The following is a 15089-nucleotide window of genomic DNA, read 5'->3' on the forward strand; positions in this document are numbered from 1 at the left end:
CGGGCCGCCGGGAATTCCCGGCGGCCCGCCCTGTGTCGTGCGGCTGGATCAGGGCAGCGACCACCAGTTGACCCACAGGTCGGAGTCATCGGTGATGACGAAGGCGTACGGGCGCTGCGTGGCGTTCACGTTGTCCTGCACGGTGAGCGCCTCGCCGGGGCGTTCGACGACACGTCCGGGCGGGGTGTTCTGGGCGGTCCAGTGCCAGGTCTTGCCGTCCCACCAGTTGACGTACAGCTTCGAGTCGTCGGCGATGACGAAGACGTACGGGCGGGTGAAGGCGTTCGTGTCGTCCTTCATCGTGACCACGCCGACGGAGTCCAGGACGAGCCGGCCGTTGGGCGCACCCTGCGCGCTCCAGTGCCACTTGGAGCCGTCCCACCAGTTCACGTACAGCTGCGAGTCGTAGCCCTCGACGAAGGCGTAGGGCCGCTGCTGCGCGTTCGGGTCGTTCTGGACGCTGATGACGCCGACGGCCTTCTTGACCGGCTGTCCCGAAGGTGCGCCCTGGTCGCTCCAGTGCCACTTGGAGCCGTCCCACCAGTTCACCCAGACCCGGGAGTCCTCGGTGATGACGAACGCGTAGGGGCGGGTGAAGGCGTTCGGGTCGTTCTTCATGGTGGTGACGCCGAGGGGGCGGGAGATGGTGTGGTTCGGCGGCGCTCCCTGGTCGCTCCAGTGCCACTTGGAGCCGTCCCACCAGTTCACCCAGAGCCGGAAGTCGTCGGTGAGGACGAACACGTACGGGCGCTGCGCCGCGCTCGGGCTGTCCTGGACGGAGACGACGCCGACGCCTTCACGGACGCGTCGCCCGCTCGGTGCGCCCTGGTCGCTCCATTGCCACTTGGAGCCGTCCCACCAGTTCACGTACAGCTTGGAGTCGTCGGTGATGACGAAGGCGTACGGGCGCTGCTGCGCGCTCGGGGTGTCCTGGACCGTGAGGGCCCCGACCTTCTCGATGACGGTGCGCCCGGCCGGCGTGCCCTGGTTGCTCCAGTGCCACGCCTTGCCGTCCCACCAGTTGACGTGCAGCGCCGAGTCGTAGCCGCGCACGAAGACGTACGGCCGCTGGGCGGCCTGTGGATCGTCCTTCATGGTGACGGCACCTGCGGTGGCCCGGACACCGACCGTGGTGGTGGGCCTCTCCTGGTCGTTCCACTTCCACGTTCCCATCGCATTCCCTCTCCGGCCCGCGCCCGGTATCAGCGGGCGGGGCGTGCTGAAGTGAGATGTGCTCTCGGTCCTGGCGCCGAGGACTGCGGACACCAGGGTGGGGCAACGGGTCCGGCCGGGCTCCCGCACACGTGCGTGCGTGCACACTCTGGCACCGCCTCGCCGACCTGTCATCGCCGCAGAAGCGAAGAAAACGTTCCACTGACGCCTTTCGGACATGTCGGCTGTCGGCACGGTATTCCCGCCGGCGGACCGCGCATGCCGGGCGGCCTGCGGACTGCGGGTGGAGGTGCGCAGGGGATCGTGCGGCAGGACTCGAAATCCACGTGGCCGATTGGCCAAGTAGTGCCGGGCAGGGAGGTCAACTGCGGGGCGGCCAGGCGGGGTTCGCGCGGGTCGGGCCGGGTCGCGCGGGTCAGGGCCGGGCTCGCGCGGGTCGGGGCCGGGCTCGCGCGCGCCGTACCGTTGGTGGCGCCGGTGCTCCCCGTCATGCCAGGGCGATGTGTCCCCGGAAGTGCTGCGGTACGGGGGCGAAGCGGCAGGCCATGGTGACGGCGCCGGCGTCCGGGACCGTGAGACGGTAGCGGGTGCACATCAGGTAGCACAGGGCCATCAGCTGGACGGTGCCGATGTCCGCGCCGATGCACTTCTTCGGCGCCCAGCCGAACGGTACGTAGCAGGTCCGGTCGACCGGCCCGTGCGGTGCGCCGGGCAGGAAGCGGTCGGGGTCGAAGGTGTCGGCCTGCTGCCAGACCCGGGGATCGCGGTGGATCATGTGCGGGCTGACCAGGTAGCTCTGCCCCTTCTCCAGCCGGGCGGGGCCAACGTCGGACGAGACCCGGGCGTGGCGCACCAGCAGGAGCGGGGGGCTCCACATGCGCAGCACTTCCTTGACGAACCGGTACGTGACCGGTGCCGCCTTGGCCGGTGCGCCGCAGAACTCGGCCCGGTCCAGGCCGTGCAGTTCGCGGCCGAGCCGCTGGGCCCACTGCGGGTTGCGGACGAATTCGTACAGCACGCTCGCGGCGGCGGAGCCGGGCGGTCCGCCGATCGCGGTGAGTACGGCGGTGACGACGTCGAGCGCACGGTCCATGCCGAGTTCGGGGAGCAGGTCGACGATCGGGTCGGCGAGGTCCGGTTCGCGTACCCGGCGGCCCGAGGCGCGGTCGCGCAACACCCGTCGTACCACCAGCCCTGCCCGGATCTGCACGGCGGCGAACCGTACGTGATGGTGCAGCCCGCGGCCGGGGTGACGGTCTATCAGACGCAGCAGTTTCTGCTGCAAGTCCTGTGTGATCAGGGCCGATTCGCGGGCGGTGAGGCCGGACAGCGCGACCGGCAGGACGGACTGCACGGCGATGTCCTGGGCGAGCAGGACGAGGTCGATGTCCTCACCGGGCGGGTCGTCGCCGGGCGAGTCGTCGATGGGCCTGGCGTGGCCGGGCCGCGTGTCGATGGGCTGGGCGTCGCCGAGCCGGGTGTCGATGACCCGTTCCATCCGGGTGATCATTTCGGCGGTGTGCTCGCCGGTGGTGAGCGTGTGCAGTTGGGTGAGCCAGGCGGCGCGTATCCGGCTCCACGGAACCGGTGTGCTGTGCCGGCGCCGGATCATGTCGACGAGGCGGTCGGACATGACCAGGCCGTCCCAGTTCGTACGGCTCACCAGGCGTGCGGCGGCCGGTTCGAAGACGGCGAGCGGGCCGTCCTCCAGCCAGAAGACCCCGCCCTCGGCCGCGCTGCGCAGCCGCAGGTCGTGCAGGAAGTCCTCGCCGTGGTGCGGTGTGGTCATGGCACGGCCTCTCCCGGCCGGTGGGGGCAGCCGCCTGGCCGGCGACCGCCCCCACCGGTTCCGATCAGATGTGGTGCTAGAGGTACCAGAACTGGTGCCATCCGTATCCGGCCCGGATGTTGAGGACCGACTTGGCCGTGCGAACGAGTTTCCTCATGTCATTCACCTCCTTTCCGGAGCGGCGGCTCGGTGGTGCAGCTCCGCGGTGAAACGCGGCGGAGCCAGCGCGGGCCCCAGGTGGGGCCCGCCGCCGCTCGGTGTGACGGACAGGTGCCAGTCGCGGGTGATGATGCGGATGAGGTCCTCCAGCAGCGACATCGTCACGGTCGCCCCGGCGCAGGAGTGCGTGCCGAACCCGAAGGGCATGAAGGCCGGCTCGTGCGGAGGTGCCGCCCAGCGGTGCGGTACGAACTCGTCCGGGCGCTCCCAGTGCCGAGGGTGGCGGTGCACGAGGTACAGGCACACGTTGACCTCGTCGCGCGGGCCGGCCGTGACGTCGGCCAGCTCGTGCACGCGGCTGGGCGTACGGGCGAACAGCCAGGCCACCGGCCACAGTCGCAGCGCTTCACGGACGATCCACGCCGGTTCGTCGTCGGCGGTGGCCGGGTGCGTACCGGCGAGGTAGACCGACCAGCCGAGGGCGAAGCCGATCGAGCCGACCGTGGCGAACAGGAACGACAGGTAGACCTCGGCCACTTGGCCGGGATCCGCGGACGGTCCGGCACCGGCGACGGCAACGTCCAGCAGGTCGCGCGGTTCGTCGGCCCCGGCGCAGGGGCCGGTGCTGCGGCGCGCCTCGGTCTCCCGGACCAGGAGGCCCATCGCCCTGCGGCGGAACCGGAGCCGGGACAGGGCCGAATGGCGCTCCCGTGCGCCTGCCAGAACCGCGCGGGCGACGATGCCGTCGACCGCTCCGTGCAGCTCCGCGGGAGCATCCGGGCACAGGAGTACGTCCCGCAAGTGCTCGCGGATCAGCAGGTTGCCCGCATCCGGCCAGCTGCTTACGGGTGCGAGCCGCGCGCCGACCAGGCGGGGCAAGTCCGCGCGGCGGGCGTCGAGTTGGCGGCGCAGCAGACCGCGGGCCGCGCGTCCGATGTCGATCTGTGCCGCTCTGGGACCGAAGACCCCGGTACGGGTGTGGAAGAAGTCGGAGGTCTCCACGAAGGCGCCCTGCCGGTTGCCCAGCACTTCGCGGGCCGCCTGCGGGCCGGCCACGCAGAGCCGGCCCGACGCCGAGCGCCAGACGTCCCGGGTGCCCCCGAACTCCTCGGCCAGGAACTCCAGCGGATCGCGCCGGTAGGCGGCGGCGCTACGGTGCCTTCGAGTCGTTCCGCCTTCGGCCGACCGGGCCATGGCATCTCCCTCGATCGAGCAGCCGGCCGGCACCGCACACTCGGTGGGCCGAGCCCGGCCACCAGGCGCACGAGTCCCGGTGACGCCGGACCGCTTGCTGGAGAGCCTCCTCCGCCGGAACCGCGCTGTGAAGTCACCTGCGGACTTTGCCTGTTGCATGGCCGGAAGGCGCGCTCGACCGAGTCGCGTCTCAGTTGCACCTTGCGCAATTCCTTGCGCTACGCCTCGGCCACTCCTTGCGCTACGCCTTGGCTACTCCTTGCGCTACGCCTTGGCTACTCCTTGGGCTACGCCTTGGGCGGCCAGTCGCCCGAGGCGCGCCGGCTCATGTACTCCTCCACCGGAAACACACTGGGCGGGAAGTGAGCCCTGCTGCCGTCGTGCGGAACGACGGCGACGCTGGTGATCGGCGACTGCAGCCAGTCCCCGGACTCCATGTGCTCCCTGAAGTCGAAGCGCACCGCCCAGCCGTAGGGGTGGTCGACGCACTTCTCCGGAATCAGGACCAGCGAATCCACCTTCTCCGGATAAACCCTCCTGAGAAGCACGGCGGCAGCGTCCACCGCCTCGGCTCTGCTGAGCATTTGCCCCACCCCATTCCTGTACAAGACCTTCCTGTACAGGACATTCTCGTACGGGCCACGGTCGCAAATCCCGTCATCGTAGCTGTCGGCCCGAGGCGGTCGGGGGTGCGGTCCGCCGCCGGCTCGGACACCCCGAACAGCCCGGTACGTTCCACGGCCTGCCGTTCACGCTGCGCACAATCCGCCCGCAGCACAGAGCGACCGGCCGCGCCCTGGCCGCCCGTTGGCGTCAAGCCATGGAACTCACCCACATCACCTCTGCTGTCCGGCATGACGTCCACGACGCGCTGCCACAGGTCCGGCGGCTCGGTGGATGGGGGTAGCTGGACCCGGTCGAGCGACGTCCAGGCCTGGTACGCCCGCGGCCGGGCCTCGGCCGGGACCCGCCCCCGGTGGGTCCCGACGAGTTGGCGGGCCAGGAGTTCGGTCCGCAGCCCCGCCCCCTGCTCGTCCAGCCGCACACTGCCGGGCAGCAGCGACATCAGCAACGACGGGTGGTCGCAGTGCACCGCCGTCGCATCAACCTCGTGGAGTGCCGCCACCGGCACATCGCTCGACAGCGTCGACGCGGCGTCCCCCGCCCGCACGCTCCTCCACCCAGACCCGCGTGCCGGACCAGCCCCTGCCGTCGACATCCACCCCTGCGACGGCCACACCGTCGTGCGCCACCATGCCCGCAACCTGTCGATCACCAGGGGCACGGCCCCCCATCGGCCGTACTGCGCAACGCCCTTGGGGCGCCTGCGGAACCGGTGGCGGTGTCATCCGGAAGACCGCATTCAAATCCGGCCATAGAATCTCGCCTTCCGGAAGTTACTTTCCGAATTCTCCTCGTCACCTGTAGTGTCAGCCGGGCGTAGGACCTCCAAGATGCCCCCATACCTGCGGACTCGGAGCGACGTGTACCCGATGCACCGCGGGTCCCGAGAGAGGATGCGGTCTCTCTGTGAGCACAACCCGTTCGCCCAATCCCGGCTTCTCCCCCGAGCCGGACCTTCCGGAACTGCACCGGGCCGACGGCCCGCCGGCCCCGTGGGGCGAGTTGGCCGGTGCCACCTGGTTCGAGATACCGGAATCCGCGCTGCCGGCCCCACCGGGCAGGCCACCCCTGGCCGGGTACCTCGTACTCGTGCCCACCGACGTGGAAACGCCCGCCGGCCCCCCGCCCGCCGGCCCGGTCGCCGGCCCGCCCGCCGCGCAGCAGATCCAGGTGGACGCCGAGACCCGGACCGTGGCGGTCGCGGGGCGCCGACTGCACTTCACCCGGCTGGAGTTCGACCTCCTCGCCCACCTCGTCGCACATCCCTGGCGCGTCCACACCCGCGAGCGGCTGCACGCCGAACTGTGGGGGCGCCGCTACCCGGCGGACCACCGGACCATCGACGTCCACATCGCGCGTCTGCGCCGCAAGCTGGGTTCTCCGTACCGTAAAGCGATCGAGACGGTACGGGGCGTGGGCTACCGGTACGTCGTCTGAACCGCCCGCAGTCGGAGCCGGAGCCGACCTGGGCGCGCGGGTTCTGAGCGCGCACTGCACGGGACGGCCCGCCGGGGTACGTCTCCCCAAGGTGCCTCTCTACCGAAAGGCAGAGGCCCCGCTCAGCCTCCAGGCGCACGGCCCCCGCCCCACGGTGCCCGACAATCGGCCGTATGCCCTCCCTCCCGCCGCTCTACGGGTACTGCTCGCCCTGCTCGCGATCGGCCTGCTCGTCGTGCGGCGGCGGCATCCCGTCACCTCCGCGCTCGGGCTCGCAGCCGTCGTGGGCGTGGTCCCGGCCGTGGGGCTGCTCACCGCCGTCGCCCGGTAAGCAGCGCCCCGGCAGGCCGCTGTCGCCCGGCGCAGCACCGTGCTGCTGCTCGTGGGCGGTGCCCTCGCCTCCGTCGGCTGCGCGGTGTTCGCCCCGTACTCCGGGATCGACCGCTACCCCTACGGCCTCGCCCTCGGCGCGGTGCTCGCCGCCACCACCGTGCTCCTGCCCGGCCGTGCTGCCGTCGGCCAGCAGGAGCGGCTGGTACGGGCGTTGCGGGAGCGTACCGCCGCCGCCGAGGAGGCCGAACGGCAGGCCGCCAGCGCGCCCCGGGCGCCGCGGCCGCCCCGGGCACGAGCAGCAGGACGGCCGCGAGGGCGCGCAGCGGCGCATGCCACCGTCCCAGTGGGGTCACCGCTGCCGCGAGGCACACCGCCGCACCGTGTCCCGGGCTTTCTCAGCGGGCGATCAGGTCGCGGTCACCCATGCGGCGCGCAGCGCCTTCTTGTCCACCTTGCCGACCTTGGTCGTCGGCAGCCGGTCCAGCAGGACCGTCCTGCGGGGCGTGTACAGCTCTCCCAACTCGGCGATCACCGAGGCGCTGACGGCATCCGGGTCGACGTCGGCGCCCTCGGCCGTGGCCAGGAAGATCTGTACGGCCTCCCCGTACTCCTCGTCGGGTACGCCGAGCGCCGCCGCGTTGCGCACACCGGGCAGTGTGAGCAGGAAGTCCTCCAGGACCCGGGAGTAGACGTTGTCGCTGGTGCTGCCGGTGACGATGATGTCCTTGGCCCGGTCGACGAGATAGAGGTACCCCTCGGCGTCGAGGTAGCCCATGTCCCCGGTGCGCAGCCAGTCGTCCTGCAGCGCCTCGGCGGTGCGTTCCGGGTCCTCGTAGTAGCCGAGCATCACCGTCTCGCCCCGGACGACCACCTCGCCGACCTGCCGGGCGGGCAGCGCCGCCGTACTGCCTTCGGCACGGATCTCGATCTCGGTGTCGGATATCGCGCGACCGCAGCTGCGCCAGAGCTCGGGCCGCCCGGCTCCCTGCGAGGCGAGTTCCTCCGCGCCGAACGCGGCGATGCCGAGCGCCTCCGACTGCCCGTAGCCCTGGCTGAGTACGGGCCCGAAGACCTCGACCGTCTGCTGCAGCCGGCTGGGCGACGTGGCCGCGCCCCCGACGACGATCCGCCGCAGTGCGGGAAGGGCCCCCGGCGCGCACTCCGGGTGGTCGAGGAGTGCGTACAGCATCGGCGGTACGAACATGGTGGCGGTGATCCGCTCCTCGCGCAGCACCTCCAGCGCCGCGCCCGCTTCGAACTCGGGCAGCACGACGAGGACGGACCCCGTCACCAGGGCCTGAATCGTGGTGAGGTGGCCGCTGCCGTGCGTGAGCAGTGTGGCGGCGAGCACGCGCTCCGTGCCCGCTTCCGTGCCCGGTTCACTGCTCCGGAAGACGGCCGGCCGGGAGTCGTCCGGGGCGCCCTCCACCAGGTCCACCAGCGCGTCGTAGAGCCGGCGGCTGTGTGCGGCGAGCTTGGGGCGGCCCAGGGTGCCGCCGGTGTAGAGGACGGTGACGGCCTCGTCCGCCCCCGGCGCGGGCACGCCGTCGGGGCGCACCTCCGGGCACTCGTCCGCCAGCGCCAGCAGGTCCGTGCACGGCTGCTCACAGGGACCGAGGCTGAGCAGTACGGGGGCGTGGACGCTGCGGCCGGCGGCGTCGGCGGCCCGCTGCGCGAAGAGCGGGTCGGTGACCACGGCGCGCGCCCGGGACTGCTCGACCAGCGCGGCGAGCTCGCCGGGGCCCGGCTCGGGCGGCAGGAACACGACGCGGCAGCCGATGAGATGGACCGCGAGCTGCACCAGGACGGAGTCCACCCGGTTGGCCAGAAAAAGCCCCACTCCGTCGCCGGGCACGAGCCCCTGGCCGCGCAGCGCGTGCCCCAGCCGGTACAGCCGCCGCCGCGCCTGCCCCCGGGTCAGCCGCTGCGCACCCTGGACGAGCGCCTCGGCGTCCTCGTCCTCGTGCCAGTGCTCCAGGATGTGGTCCACGTACGTCCGCGGCCCGTCTGTCTTCTGTTCGTTAACGATCATGAACATATGCAAACATGCCGTTCGGGGGCTATGGCCTCACAGGGGGGCTCTTTCGGTCATCGGCCCGCGGAGTACCATGCCCCCTTCGCGGTCAGCAGGTGTGCGACCGGGTCGGTGCTGCCCGAGGTGTGCAGCTCCTGGACGAGCTCGCAGTTCCTGGTGATCCTGGCCGCGATCCATGCCCGCAGCCATGCGGACAGGCGTGGCAGCGGCAGGCCGGACGGGGCGATTCCGGCGAGGACACAGCCGGTTGCCGCCGCACCGCCCACGTTCACGACCACGTCCGGCAGGACGATGTGCCCCGACTCGCGCAGGAGTCGGCGGGCCGGTTCCGTGCAGCTCATGTTGCCGCCCTCGACCACCATCGGGGCCCGGACCTCGGGCACCGTGTCCTCCCTGACCGCCGACGCGGATGCCGCGAGTACGAGGACGTCGGCGTCGACGTGCAGCCACGCCTGCCCGGACGAGTGCACCCGGACCGTCGCGGGCAGCCGTGTCCGGTCAACGGTGCCGTCGCTGCTGGTGATCTCGGTGAGGGCGTCGACCGGCAGCCCGTGCTGATCCTCGATCGTGCCCCGTATGTCGGCCACGGCCACCACTCGGTGCCCGTGGTCGGCCAGATGGCGGGCCACCGCGCGCCCGACCGTGCCGAACCCCTGGATCACGATGCGCTGCGGGGTCCGCGTACCGGCCGCGTGCAGGGCGCCGAGCACCGCGACGGCCACGCCGTACCCGGTGATGTCGGCCATGTGGGTCCACAGTTCGTCCCAGCCGACGGTGAGCCGGGTCGCGCCCTGCCTGTGGGCGACGTCGTATCCGGCGGCCTCGAAGGCCACCTGCCGGTCTGCGTAGGTGGTGCCCTGGTCGCAGCCGAGGTAGACGCCTCCGTGCAGCAAGGGGGCTGCGGCTCGGCCGAACTCCCGCATCAGCTCCGGGCGTTGGACGGGCGAGCCGGGGGCGGGCGCTATGCCGGCCTTGGCGCCCCCGATGGGCAGGCCGACGAGCGCCAGTTTGTGGGTCATGGCCCTGGCGAGGTGGGCCAGCTCCTGCTCGGTCACGGTCGCGGTCATCCTGGTGCCGCCCATGGCCAGCCCGCCGACCATCCGGTCGACGACGACCCATGCCTGGGCTTCGTACGGCTCCATGCGCAGGGTGGTGGAGAGCATGGGGCGGGTCGGACCAGCCTGGCCCGCCTGGCCCGCCTGACCGGCCTGACCCGCCGGTGCGAGTGCCTGGTTCACTCGGCACCCGCTTCCGCAGCGCTGCGCAGCCGGAGGCTCCGGGGGCGCATGTCGGTCCAGACGCGCTCGATGTGCGCGAGGCACTCGTCCTTCGCGCCCTGCACGCCGGCCTCGTGCCAGCCTGCCGGGGACTCGCGGTCGGCGCTCCAGAGCGAGTACTGCTCCTCGTCGTTGACGACGACCTTCCACTGTTCGACCGTGCTGGTGCTGCTCATGCGATTTCCTCCGGGTGTGGGGTGTTCAGGACCGTGCCGGGTGGGCACGGTCGAAGTCGTCGAGCCAGTCCGACAGGCTGTTCGTGCGCAGGAGTCCCGTACCGATGAGCACTCCGGCGAAGCCCTCCCGTACCAGCTGGGCAGCGACGTCCGGATGCTCGATGCCGCCGGCGCTGACCGGGCAGGAGGTGCCGGTGCGCTGCAACGCCGGCAGGAGTTCCGAGCTCCGTCCGAGATTCGCCGTGCCGCGTTCGCGGGTCGCGATGTCCTTGTTGTTGACCGCGATCACACAGTCCTCGCCGCGCGGCACACGGAGCGTCTCCGCCTCGGTCGTCACCTCGACGAACGGGGTCAGACCGAGCCGCACGCTGTGTTCGACGAGGTTGCCCAGGGTGGATCTCGGCAGGAGTGCGGCGGTCAGCAGGACGGCGGACACACCGTCCTCCCCGGCCTGCTCCAACTGGCTTCGGCGGGTGATGAAGTCCTTTTGCAGTACGGGGAGTTGGGTGGCCCGCACGACCTCGTGCAGGAGGCCTCGGGTGCCGCCGAACCAGTGGCCGGTCACCACGGAGAGACAGGGGGCGCCGGCGTCCTCGTACTCGGCGACGATACGTTCGACGGACCGTCCGCCGAAGAGGTCGCGGCCCGTGGCGTCCTGGCGCTTGAGCTCCATGATCACCGGTCGGCGGGCGCCCAGCAGCGCCTCGATGAACCCGCCCGTCATACCCGTCATACCCCCGTCCCCGCCCTCGTGCCGTCGTCCCCCGCTCGCCAGCCCCGGACCACGGCCGTGACCCGCTCGGCCCGTATCCACCCGCTGCCGGGGTCCTTGGCCGCCGTGTCCACGTCGATCCCCCGGAACAGGGGGTGCTCCAGCACGGCCCGGTAGTCCGCCCGGTTGTCCCCCGAGATGCCACCGGCGAGCAGGAACGGCCGCGTCATCCGCTCGACGACCTCCAGGACGGCGTGGCCGTCCACCTGTTGCGCCGTGCTGCCGATACGGCCGTCCTCGGCCGCCGCGTCCAGCAGGAAGAGATCCGTGCCCGCCCGCTCGTACGACGGGATCAGGGGCAGCTCCGGGCACGTGCCCGCACCCTTCGCGGTCTTCGCACCGAGGTGTACGACCTTGACCACGGTGAAGTCTCCCGCGCTCTTCAGCGCCCGGACCGTGCCGGGCGGCTGGTAGCCGTGCAGCTGGACCCAGTCGACCCGGGCGGAGGTCAACGCGACGCTCAGTTCGCCGACGTCGTTCAGGAAGGTGACCAGGACGGGGCGGAGCCGCTCGGTGCGGTGTGCGGCCGCTGCCAATGCGGCCAGTTCCGCCAGGGGCAGGTCCGCACGGCCACCCGGAACGCCGTGCCACAGACCGACGAGATCGGCTCCCGCCGAGGCGAGGAGTTCCATCTCCCCGGCCGAGGTGGCGCCGCAGATCTTGATCAGCACCGGCGTCACAACCCCAGCATCGACGCGATGCGATTGCGCTGGATCTCCGAGGTGCCCGAGTAGATGGTGCTCGCCGTCGCGTCCCGCAGGTCCTTCTCCAGGCCGCACTCGGTGAGATACCCCTGGCCTCCGAAGATCTGCACGGCCGCCTGTGCGGAGGCGACGTTGTTCTCGCTCGCGAGCAGCTTGCTGGTGGCGATGTCCGTCGTGACGTTCTCGCCGTCCGTCAGCCGGACCGCCGTGTCGTAGAGCCACTTCCGGGCGGTCTCAAGACCGGTCCGCATGTCCACGATCCGGTGGGCGACCGCCTGGTTCGCACCGATCGGCCTCCCGAACTGGGTGCGCGTTCGCGCGTATTCGACACAACGGTCGAGCCGGTAGCGCATCTGTCCGGTGTTGATGATGAAGGAGCAGAGGATCTCCCACTTCATCACGTGGTCCATGACCAGGAAGCCGGTGCCGACGCTGCCGATGACGGCGGAAGCGGGAACTCGGCAGTCGTCGAGGTGCAGTTCGCCCAGGGGTGAGGTCCTGAGTCCCATCTTGCTGACGGGTGCCCCGACGGAGAGCCCCGGGGTGTCCCGCTCCACGAGGAAGGCGGTGATGCCCAGCGGGCCTCCCTCCGGGTGTGTGCGGGCGTAAACGACGAACACATCGGCCACTGGCCCGTTGCTGACGAAGCACTTGCTGCCTCGCAGTACGAAGTGGTCGCCGTCGCGGGTCGCCGTCGTCCGCATGGCCAGCGCGTCGGAGCCGCTCTCGGTCTCGGTGATCGCATGCGCCCCGATCGTCTCCCCCGAGCAGATCCCGGGCAGATGGCGCTGCTTGAGCGCTTCCGATCCGAAGCGCTGCAGGGGGACGCCGACGCTGACCATGTGGGTGGAGACCGAGAAGTTCAGTCCGCCGTCGCGGCATCCCGCGCCGAGCTCCTCCAGTACGTACATGGTGGTGAGCAGGGACTGGCCGAGTCCGCCCCACTGTTCGTCGAAGGGCAGGCCGAGGATTCCGGACTCCTGGATCAGCTTCCACTGGTCGTACGGGAAGACACCTGCGGCGTCCCGCTCGACATGGCCGGCGCTGAGCGCCTGGTGCCAGTGGCCGAGGCCCTCGCGCAGGGCGATCTGGTCGGCGTTCCATCTGATCATGTGTCGGTCCCGTCAGTACTGGGAGAACTCGGACGAGTCCAGGCTGTGCCGTTCGCCGCCGTGCAGCGCGGGCGTGAAGACGCACACCAGCCGGAGGTCTTCGTCAGGGCCCGCTATGAGGAAGTGGGCGTCGTGCTGGTCGAGTGCGTAGAACGTGCCGGGTGTGATCGGGTGTGACGTACCGCCGGGATCCACCACTTCTCCCGTGCCGCTGATGCAGTAGCACGCTTCGAGGTGACGCCGGTACTCCAGCCGGGACTTGCTGCCCGCTCGTACCGTGGTGTCGGTCATCGAGTAGCCCATGCCGTCGGCTTCGACCAGAAATCTGCGGCTGAGGCCGTTGCCCCAGTCCACGGCCGTCACCTCGTCAAGTCGTCGGACAATCATGGGGTGGAACTCCTGTCTGGCTGGGGGACGTTGATCGGGGGTGCGGGAAGAAGGGTGTGCACGAAGGCGTGGAACTCGTCGACCACGTCGGCCCGTTGGGCGAGGGCGTGCTCGATGCGGGCGACTCCGGCGCTGCCCACGATCGCGGCGTCGGCGCCGAGGTCGTGGACTCTGGCGATGTCGGCCCTGGACCGGATGCCGAAGCCGACGGCGATGGGCGCTTTCGACGTCTGACGCAACAGCCGGACGCTGTCAGCCAGTTGGCGTGGATCACCGGTGGGTGTGCTGCCGGTGGGTGTACTGCCGCTGCGGCCGTAGTGGGCGACCAGATACAGATACGCGGTGGCGTACTCGGCTGCCTCAGCCTTCACCTCTGCGGGCGAACTCGCGTAGCAGGTGGTCACCAGGGGCAGCCCCACGTTCCGTACCGCTTCGCGGAGGCCGGTGCGCAGCCGTGGGGGCAGCCCGTGGACCAGTAGCCCGTCGGCACCCGAGGCGGCGACGCGGGCGGCGAAGTCCGGCAGTGGCAGGGGCTTGACCGTGTGACTCCAGTCCGCCAGCAGCGCGACCCGTAAGTGCCGGAGGCCGGGCCGGACCCGGGCGAGGAAGTCGAGCACCTCGTCGAGGCCGACGCCGTCCGCCAACGCCCGTTGTGCGGAACGCCTGTTGACCTCCCCGTCGGTGACCGAGTCGGGGAAGGGCACGGCCAGTTCCAGGCAGTCCACCCGGCAGTCGTCCAGTATCCGCATGAGGTCGGCCAGCACGGGAAGCGGTGGATCCCCGGCGTTGAGGAACAGGGCCAGGCCCGGCCGGCCGGGTGCTCGCCGCGCGAAGAACCCGCTCACCGCGCGCCCACTCCGTACGCAGCCGTGCCCGCAGCCGTGCCCGGAGCCGCGCCCGCCGCCGTGGGCATCGGCTGTGCCCGCAGCCTGGTGACGAGGTCGAGTGCGGCGCCGCTGATCAGAGCGTCCTCGGCTGCCGCTCTCGCATCGGCCCACTCGCCGGTGAGTCCGCTCGCGACGGCCAGCGCGGCGGCGTTCAGGCAGACGGTACGTGTCGCGAGCTCCCCGCCCTCACCGGACAGCACCTCAAGGAATTGCTCAACCACCTGGTCTTGGTGGCTGGTTGGTCGCAGATCGGTGATCGAGGTCGAGCCGGGCGCATCGGCGGGCAGCCACGTCCCACCGGTGCCGTCGTTCCTGTGGATGACGTTGTCGACGGAGCTGACCAGCTCGTCGATTCCCAGGGCGTTGCTGCAGAGCCAGATCCCCCTGTCGGGCGTGCTGTCCGCGACGTACCGCAGACTCGGCAGCAGCGAATGGTCGGCGACGCCGATGAGCTGGTGCGAGACCGGCATCGCCGCCAGGAACGGCCCGACCGAGTTGATGAACTGCCCGAGCGTCCGCAGCTCCAGCGGCAGGATGCTCTTGGCCAGCAGCATCAGCTCGCGGGGGTAGACGAAGGGTCCGGGGAAGGCGATGCCGTGCCGGTCCAGTACGGCGTCGGTCTGCTCGTACGAGGTGGTCAGGGGGATGCCGAGCAGGTCCAGCAGGTCGTACGAACCGCAGGTGCTCGTATGGGCGCGAGAGCCCGTCTTGGCCACGCGGACCCCCATCGCGGCGGCGACGAACGCCGCAGCGGTGGAGATGTTGAAGGTACGGGGACCGCCGCCGGTGCCGACGATGTTGACCGTGCCGTCCAGCCGGCCGACGGGCCGCGGGCGGCGCTCGTCCAGTGAGCGCAGGAACCCGCACAGGGTGTCCTGGTCCGGCATGCGGGTGGAGAGCGAGGCCAGCAGCGCCACCGTCTCGCCCCGCTGGAGACCGCCTTCGTCCAGCCGGTCCCAGAAGGACCGCCACATCTGCTGCTCAATGGGGCGGTCCCGGGTGAGCAGCGCCAAGGGCACCTCGTGCATGG

The 15089-nt window shown here is 71.0% G+C and carries 15 protein-coding genes; 1 reads left to right on the forward strand and 14 read right to left on the reverse strand.

What is annotated here, in order from left to right; all coding sequences use genetic code 11:
• Positions 1-48: 48 nt before the first annotated feature.
• The 4 genes from AB0D18_RS23300 to AB0D18_RS23315 form a co-directional block, all read right to left on the reverse strand.
• Positions 49-1173, reverse strand: a complete 1125-nt coding sequence (locus AB0D18_RS23300) for a hypothetical protein (RefSeq protein WP_362421673.1) — start codon at positions 1171-1173, stop codon at positions 49-51.
• Between the two features lie 487 nt (positions 1174-1660).
• A complete protein-coding gene (locus tag AB0D18_RS23305) occupies positions 1661-2962 on the reverse strand; it encodes a cytochrome P450 (RefSeq protein WP_362421675.1) in 1302 nt (433 codons plus the stop codon).
• A 162-nt stretch (positions 2963-3124) separates the two neighbouring features.
• A complete protein-coding gene (locus tag AB0D18_RS23310; protein ID WP_362421677.1) occupies positions 3125-4315 on the reverse strand; it encodes a cytochrome P450 in 1191 nt (396 codons plus the stop codon).
• 287 nt (positions 4316-4602) lie between these two features.
• Complete coding sequence (locus AB0D18_RS23315; RefSeq protein WP_362421679.1) at positions 4603-4899, reverse strand: YrhB domain-containing protein; 297 nt, start codon at positions 4897-4899, stop codon at positions 4603-4605.
• 946 nt (positions 4900-5845) lie between these two features.
• Between AB0D18_RS23315 and AB0D18_RS23320 the strand changes: the two genes are divergently transcribed.
• The gene (locus tag AB0D18_RS23320; RefSeq protein ID WP_362421681.1) at positions 5846-6376 is read left to right on the forward strand and encodes a winged helix-turn-helix domain-containing protein; all 531 of its coding nucleotides are present in this window, start codon (positions 5846-5848) and stop codon (positions 6374-6376) included.
• A gap of 193 nt (positions 6377-6569) precedes the next feature.
• Here AB0D18_RS23320 and AB0D18_RS23325 read toward each other — a convergent pair whose 3' ends face one another.
• From AB0D18_RS23325 to AB0D18_RS23370, 10 genes are all read right to left on the reverse strand, one after another.
• A complete protein-coding gene (locus tag AB0D18_RS23325) occupies positions 6570-7040 on the reverse strand; it encodes a hypothetical protein (protein WP_362421683.1) in 471 nt (156 codons plus the stop codon).
• A 75-nt stretch (positions 7041-7115) separates the two neighbouring features.
• Entirely contained in the window at positions 7116-8741 is a 1626-nt protein-coding gene (locus tag AB0D18_RS23330; protein ID WP_362421686.1) for an AMP-binding protein, read from the reverse strand.
• 56 nt (positions 8742-8797) lie between these two features.
• Complete coding sequence (locus tag AB0D18_RS23335) at positions 8798-9982, reverse strand: Glu/Leu/Phe/Val dehydrogenase dimerization domain-containing protein (RefSeq protein ID WP_362421689.1); 1185 nt, start codon at positions 9980-9982, stop codon at positions 8798-8800.
• Complete coding sequence (locus tag AB0D18_RS23340; RefSeq protein ID WP_362421692.1) at positions 9979-10197, reverse strand: MbtH family NRPS accessory protein; 219 nt, start codon at positions 10195-10197, stop codon at positions 9979-9981. The genes AB0D18_RS23335 and AB0D18_RS23340 overlap by 4 nt, the downstream gene beginning before the upstream one ends.
• 25 nt (positions 10198-10222) lie before the next feature.
• Positions 10223-10930, reverse strand: coding sequence for an indole-3-glycerol-phosphate synthase (locus AB0D18_RS23345; protein WP_362421695.1), 708 nt, complete (start codon positions 10928-10930; stop codon positions 10223-10225).
• Positions 10927-11649, reverse strand: coding sequence for an N-(5'-phosphoribosyl)anthranilate isomerase (locus tag AB0D18_RS23350; RefSeq protein ID WP_362421698.1), 723 nt, complete (start codon positions 11647-11649; stop codon positions 10927-10929). Before AB0D18_RS23350 ends, AB0D18_RS23345 begins: the two co-directional genes overlap by 4 nt.
• A complete protein-coding gene (locus AB0D18_RS23355; RefSeq protein WP_362421701.1) occupies positions 11646-12785 on the reverse strand; it encodes an acyl-CoA dehydrogenase family protein in 1140 nt (379 codons plus the stop codon). Before AB0D18_RS23355 ends, AB0D18_RS23350 begins: the two co-directional genes overlap by 4 nt.
• A gap of 12 nt (positions 12786-12797) precedes the next feature.
• The gene (locus tag AB0D18_RS23360; RefSeq protein ID WP_362421704.1) at positions 12798-13172 is read right to left on the reverse strand and encodes an ectoine synthase; all 375 of its coding nucleotides are present in this window, start codon (positions 13170-13172) and stop codon (positions 12798-12800) included.
• A complete protein-coding gene (gene trpA, locus AB0D18_RS23365; RefSeq protein ID WP_362421707.1) occupies positions 13169-14017 on the reverse strand; it encodes a tryptophan synthase subunit alpha in 849 nt (282 codons plus the stop codon). The genes AB0D18_RS23360 and trpA overlap by 4 nt, the downstream gene beginning before the upstream one ends.
• Positions 14014-15087, reverse strand: a complete 1074-nt coding sequence (locus AB0D18_RS23370; protein ID WP_362421710.1) for an anthranilate phosphoribosyltransferase — start codon at positions 15085-15087, stop codon at positions 14014-14016. The genes trpA and AB0D18_RS23370 overlap by 4 nt, the downstream gene beginning before the upstream one ends.
• Positions 15088-15089: the final 2 nt, after the last annotated feature.

Origin of the sequence: Streptomyces sp. NPDC048442 (assembly GCF_040651475.1) — a bacterium.
Taxonomy (GTDB): Bacteria; Actinomycetota; Actinomycetes; order Streptomycetales; family Streptomycetaceae; genus Streptomyces.

Bases quoted from the DNA above. Each gene is read 5' to 3' on its own strand.
- AB0D18_RS23360 (WP_362421704.1), bottom strand. From the start codon at position 13,172: ATGATTGTCCGACGACTTGACGAGGTGACGGCCGTGGACTGGGGCAAC.
- AB0D18_RS23345 (WP_362421695.1), bottom strand. From the start codon at position 10,930: ATGACGGGTATGACGGGCGGGTTCATCGAGGCGCTGCTGGGCGCCCGC.
- AB0D18_RS23330 (WP_362421686.1), bottom strand. From the start codon at position 8,741: ATGATCGTTAACGAACAGAAGACAGACGGGCCGCGGACGTACGTGGAC.
- AB0D18_RS23310 (WP_362421677.1), bottom strand. From the start codon at position 4,315: ATGGCCCGGTCGGCCGAAGGCGGAACGACTCGAAGGCACCGTAGCGCC.
- AB0D18_RS23315 (WP_362421679.1), bottom strand. From the start codon at position 4,899: ATGCTCAGCAGAGCCGAGGCGGTGGACGCTGCCGCCGTGCTTCTCAGG.
- AB0D18_RS23355 (WP_362421701.1), bottom strand. From the start codon at position 12,785: ATGATCAGATGGAACGCCGACCAGATCGCCCTGCGCGAGGGCCTCGGC.
- AB0D18_RS23340 (WP_362421692.1), bottom strand. From the start codon at position 10,197: ATGAGCAGCACCAGCACGGTCGAACAGTGGAAGGTCGTCGTCAACGAC.
- AB0D18_RS23305 (WP_362421675.1), bottom strand. From the start codon at position 2,962: ATGACCACACCGCACCACGGCGAGGACTTCCTGCACGACCTGCGGCTG.
- AB0D18_RS23370 (WP_362421710.1), bottom strand. From the start codon at position 15,087: ATGCACGAGGTGCCCTTGGCGCTGCTCACCCGGGACCGCCCCATTGAG.
- AB0D18_RS23300 (WP_362421673.1), bottom strand. From the start codon at position 1,173: ATGGGAACGTGGAAGTGGAACGACCAGGAGAGGCCCACCACCACGGTC.
- AB0D18_RS23325 (WP_362421683.1), bottom strand. From the start codon at position 7,040: ATGCGCCGCTGCGCGCCCTCGCGGCCGTCCTGCTGCTCGTGCCCGGGG.